The 5,123-nt window shown below is 56.7% G+C and carries 3 protein-coding genes and 1 pseudogene; 2 read left to right on the top strand and 2 right to left on the bottom strand.

Going from position 1 to position 5,123, the window contains the following annotated elements:
- Positions 1 to 336, bottom strand: a pseudogene (locus tag B2R17_RS05350) (sugar phosphate isomerase/epimerase); the annotation flags it as partial.
- A gap of 35 nt (positions 337 to 371) precedes the next feature.
- Positions 372 to 764 carry an acyl-CoA thioesterase gene (locus B2R17_RS05355; RefSeq protein ID WP_039962376.1) on the bottom strand — a complete coding sequence of 131 codons (393 nt, stop codon included), beginning with the start codon at positions 762 to 764 and terminating at the stop codon, positions 372 to 374.
- A 106-nt stretch (positions 765 to 870) separates the two neighbouring features.
- Between B2R17_RS05355 and B2R17_RS05360 the strand changes: the two genes are divergently transcribed.
- The gene (locus B2R17_RS05360; RefSeq protein ID WP_286763153.1) at positions 871 to 4,581 is read left to right on the top strand and encodes a bifunctional proline dehydrogenase/L-glutamate gamma-semialdehyde dehydrogenase; all 3,711 of its coding nucleotides are present in this window, start codon (positions 871 to 873) and stop codon (positions 4,579 to 4,581) included.
- Between the two features lie 7 nt (positions 4,582 to 4,588).
- Entirely contained in the window at positions 4,589 to 4,912 is a 324-nt protein-coding gene (locus tag B2R17_RS05365; protein WP_286763154.1) for a DUF167 domain-containing protein, read from the top strand.
- Positions 4,913 to 5,123 lie beyond the last annotated feature (211 nt).

Consider the following 5,123-nt stretch of genomic DNA (forward strand, 5'->3'; position numbering starts at 1 on the left):
TGACGTGTTGGGTTCGACGCCTTCGAAGCCGGCGTCTTTGGCGATTCGAAACCGTTCGATCCAAGGGTTGGCGGCGTCGGACTTACCGGCCCGGATCATGCCGGCTTTCAGAGACTGCTTCAGGTAGCCGCCGCTGGATTCCGATGTTGCTTCGCTCGTTTCGGCTGCCCAAAGTGCCCTGCCCTGCCCCAGCAATCCATTGGCGTTGGTGCTCAGTGGCGAGGGGCTGACTTGGTGGGCCAAGTACGCGGCGTAACCAACGGCGGAAGTGATTCCGAGGCGGCGGAGGAATTGGCGGCGGTTGCTGAGCGATCGGGTAGGTTGGTCAGGACGCATTGGGAGGGCACCAGGAAGGAAAGAGTCAAAGAGCTTTACGTCAACAATGCTTCGGGAACACGTTGCAATCGACCGTTCTGATCTATCACCGCCAATGTCACGGTCGCTTGCACGAGCACCTCGTCGCCGCGGCGAATCTCATATTCATGGATGATTTTGGCCGCGGTGATTTTGGCGATTTTCGTCACGATATCGATTTCATCATCATAACGTGCGGAGGCACGATAGCGACAATCGATGTGGACCACCACGACATACAGGCCCGCTTCTTCCACTTCGCGGTACCGGCCCCCCGATGATCGAAGGAACTCCGTCCGTCCGATTTCGAAATATCGCAAGTAATTTGAATGGTGAACCAGGCCCATCGGATCACATTCGTCGTAGCGAACTCGCAAACGGAACACATGTTGCGGCAAATCAGTCGTCATTGCAGGCGTCTTTGGGTTGCGGCGGAATGCCGTAAAGAAATCGTTGTCAAAACAGGCGGTTGCAAGTTGCCAAAGTTTAGCCGTCAATGGTTGATCGGCGAACCTCGTGTCTTCGATCTTCGTTTCCGCAGAATCTCTTGTTAAGGATCGTGTCTTGAATCAGCCCGACTCAACCTTGTCGTCAACATCGAAGGGGTTTGACCCCGAGCAGGATGCCGCCGCCGCGATTGAGATGGCGGCTGATCTCTTGCGAGAGTCGCGGGCACTGCAGACACCACAGGAACGTCGCCAGCAATCCGAACTGGACCGGATGATCGGCCACGATGCCGACAAAGCCACTTTGGTTGAGATGACCGATCAAGCGTTCCGGACACATACGCCGGCCCGTGTGGCGGACCAGATGACCCACTTGTTGGATCTGCAGGGCATTCCGCGATTCTTCAGTCCTGTTGAACAGGCCATGCTGAAAGGGTTCCAATCCTTTGGCGAGTATTTGCCCGGCGTGGCGGTGCCGTTGGTCAAAGAAAAGATGCGTCGTGAAACGGCCAATGTGATTCTGCCGGCGGAACCAGATCTATTGACTCCGCACTTGGCATCGCGTCAGCGTCACGGCGTCGCGATGAATGTCAACTTGCTCGGCGAAGCACTGCTGGGTGACGACGAAACACGGAAGCGGATGCAGTCGTTCTATGAATTGCTCCGCATGCCCGAGGTGCGATGTATCTCGGTCAAGCTCACCACGCTTTACAGCCAAGTGTCTCCGCTGGCACGAGAGCACACGATTCGGATGGTCGCCGACCGTTTGGAACGGCTCTATCGCAACGCCAACCACATGGACGATGGATCCAAGGCGAAAGACAAATTCGTGTACTTGGACATGGAAGAGTACAGCGATTTGTATCTGACCGCGGACGTGCTTCGCGAGACTCTAGAACGCGACGATTTGGAATCCGTTCAAGCCGGGATTGCATTGCAAGCCTACGTCCCGGATTCCTGTTTGGTGATGAGAGACCTGATTGAATGGTCGACCAAACGAGTCGCCGGTGGTGGTGCTCCATTGACCATCCGATTGGTCAAAGGCGCAAACCTTGAAATGGAACGCGTGCATGCTTCCGTTGGTGGATGGCCGCTGGCTCCGTACACGAACAAGCATGACACGGATGCGAACTTCAAACGCATGCTGTGGGAGCTGATCACCGCCGCAGCGGATGGAAACATTCGCGTCGGCGTCGCCTCGCACAACTTGTTCGATGTGGCGCTCGCCATGATTTGGACCCAGCGATCAGGAGCATCCGACTCGGTCCAGTTTGAAATGCTGGAAGGCATGGCGAATCATCAGCGTCGCGCACTGACCGAACGCGATGCGGCGATGTTGTTGTACGCACCGGCGTGTACAAAATCAGATTTCTTGCACGCGATCACTTATCTGATTCGCCGCTTGGATGAAAACACCGGTGCCGAGAACTTCCTGCGTCACGCGTATCGCTTGCAGCCGGACACACCTGACTTTGAATTGTTGGCGGGGCGATTCAAGGATGCGTTGATGGATTGCAAAACGGTTTCGGTGCAGCCTCGACGAACACAGAACCGGTACCAAACTCCCGTGCAGCCACCCGCGGCGGAACACTGGACGAAGTTCGTTAACGAACCGGACACCGATTGGTCGTTGCCCCACAATTCGAAGTGGGCACAAGAAACACTGGATCGTTGGAAACCACTTTGCGACGAGCAGGCAACTCGCGTGACGCCGGTGCTGGTCGGTTTGCCCGATGTGGATTCGCTCGATGGAGATGATCGCGTTTCAGCAGAATGGTTCACCACCGACGATGTTTCGCGTCCTGGCGTTGTGACCTGTCGGTACAAGAAGGCAACTTCGCCCGCGGTTGAATCAGCCGTCAAAGCATCCAGCGAATCGATCTGGGCGGCGGATCTATCGGTTGATGAGCGTTTTGCCATCCTGCGTTCGGTGGCTCAATTGGCTCGCGAAAGACGTGGGGATTGGATCGGCAGTATGGTGGCCGGTGCCGGCAAAACGGTTGCCGAAGCGGACCCTGAGGTCAGTGAAGCGATTGACTTCCTGGAGTTCTATCCGCTGACCATGAAGGCTTGGGACGAGTGCGATGGGATCCGGTGTGAACCACGCGGCGTCGTAGCCGTCATCACGCCATGGAACTTCCCATTGGCGATCGCATGTGGCGGAATCGCAGCCGCGATCGCTGCGGGCAACCCGGTGGTCGTCAAACCTTCGATGCAAACGTTGCTGCCGGCTTGGTTGATGTGCCAAGCATTCTGGGACGCGGGTGTTCCTCGCGACGCATTGCAGTTTGTCATCTGTGACGATGAAGTTGCCGAAGAATGGTTGGTCAAGAATCCGATCGTCGACACCGTCATTTTGACCGGTGGCACATCAACCGCAAAGCGAATGCTGGACGTGCGACCGGATCTTCACTTGCTGGCCGAAACGGGCGGCAAGAACGTGACGGTCGTGACCGCGATGGCTGACCGTGACTTGGCGATCAAGCACGTGCTGCACTCGGCGTTTGGACACAGCGGCCAAAAGTGCAGTGCCACGTCGCTGTTGTTGCTCGAAAACGAAGTGTTCGATGATCCGGAATTCCGAGAAATCTTGGCCGACGCGGTTCGAAGCCTACCGGTCGGTTCCGCTTGGGATTTGCACACACGCGTGACCCCGTTGGTCGATCCGCCAACCGACAAACTGCGACGTGGTTTGCAAGAACTCGAGGGTGGCGAATCTTGGTTGGTGATGTCCGAGCACGTTGATGGCAATCCGACGTTGTACCGTCCAGGTGTCAAATGGGACGTACAACCAGGCAGCTTCACTCACACGACCGAGTTGTTTGGTCCGGTGATGGGCGTGATGCGATTTGGTCGACTGGAAGAAGCGATCGAGATCGTGCGTTCAACCGGGTATGGACTGACCAGCGGACTGGAAAGCTTGGACGATCGAGAAATCAAGCTGTGGCGAGAATCGATCCCCGCTGGCAACCTGTACATCAACCGTCCGACGACCGGTGCGATCGTGTTGCGACAGCCGTTTGGTGGAGTTGGTTTGTCCGCTTACGGACCCGGCATCAAAGCCGGTGGTCCCAACTACGTGCTCGCTCTCTCTCGTGTCACGCACGTCAGCGACTGGCAACCGCCGACGGATGAAGTGGAGGCTTCGCACGATCAGCTCGATCGCATGCGAGATTGGATCGAGCGTGGTCGTTACTCGGATGAAATGTTGGGGGATGCACAGAAGTTCCGAATCGAACGTGCGATCACCTCGCAAGAAATCGCCAACGCGACCGATTTCGCATTGGAGCACGACACTTATCAGTTGGTTGGCCAAGACAACATTCGTCGTTATCGATCCGTCGATGGCATGACGATTCGAATCGAGAAGGGTGACGACATCGCCGACGCGATCGTGGCGATTTCAGCCGCGGTATGTGTGGGCACTCAGTTCACTCTTTCTCTGTCGCCTGAGCTGGATCGTTCGAAGTCGGCGATGCTGGAAACCACCGCCGATTGGTTGCCAGGATTGATTGATCCGATCGAAGAATCTGTCGAGCAGGTGATCGAGCGAATCGAAGGCGGCGGTGTCAGCCGGATGCGTACGCTGACTCCCGCGAAAGAGTCGATTCGTCGAGCTTGCGGGCGAAACTTCATCACGGTCATTGATGAACCGGTTGTGGATCATGGTCGCATCGAGTGCCTGCGGTACTTGAACGAGCAATCGATCTCGCACGACTACCACCGCTATGGCAACTTGGGGCGTCGCTCCGCAGCGTTGTCGAAACCCGCGGAGGAATGAAAAGCGGATGAGTGAGCCTAGCGTCGGACTGGATCGACAACACGATGGACTGACGTGGAAGTTTCGCGTGCGGGTGACTCCCAAAGCCAAGAAGGCTTCTGTGGGTGGACTACATGACGGGGCTTTGAAAGTGTCGGTCCACGCGGTTCCGGAAGGCGGCAAGGCAAACAAAGCGGTCATCGCATCGCTCGCGAAATGGTTGGGCGTTAGCAAAAGCCGTGTCACCATCACCGCCGGCGACACGGCTCGGTTGAAGATGGTCCAAGTCGAGTTCAATTCGACGGGCGAGATGGATGATGCCGAGACGAAGTTGAAAAAAGAGTTGGCCTGATTTCGCGAAGGTGTTTCCTGCCTCGCACTGCACGAAATCGGGGCTCCTGTCCGGTTCTGAATCTTTCTAGGCTGGTTTCTCGCTAGCACCTGTAGCCGACGGAGGCTCTCCGTCGGCACGAACGCAACCAATCGCAGCAAGCGTTGGGCTCCCCAGCAGGGAGGTCGTGCAGTTTTGGAGTGCCGTGCTCGCAAGGTTGAAATCACCCTCC

This window comes from Rhodopirellula sp. UBA1907 (genome assembly GCF_002337565.1).
GTDB classification, from domain to species: Bacteria; Planctomycetota; Planctomycetia; order Pirellulales; family Pirellulaceae; genus Rhodopirellula; species Rhodopirellula europaea.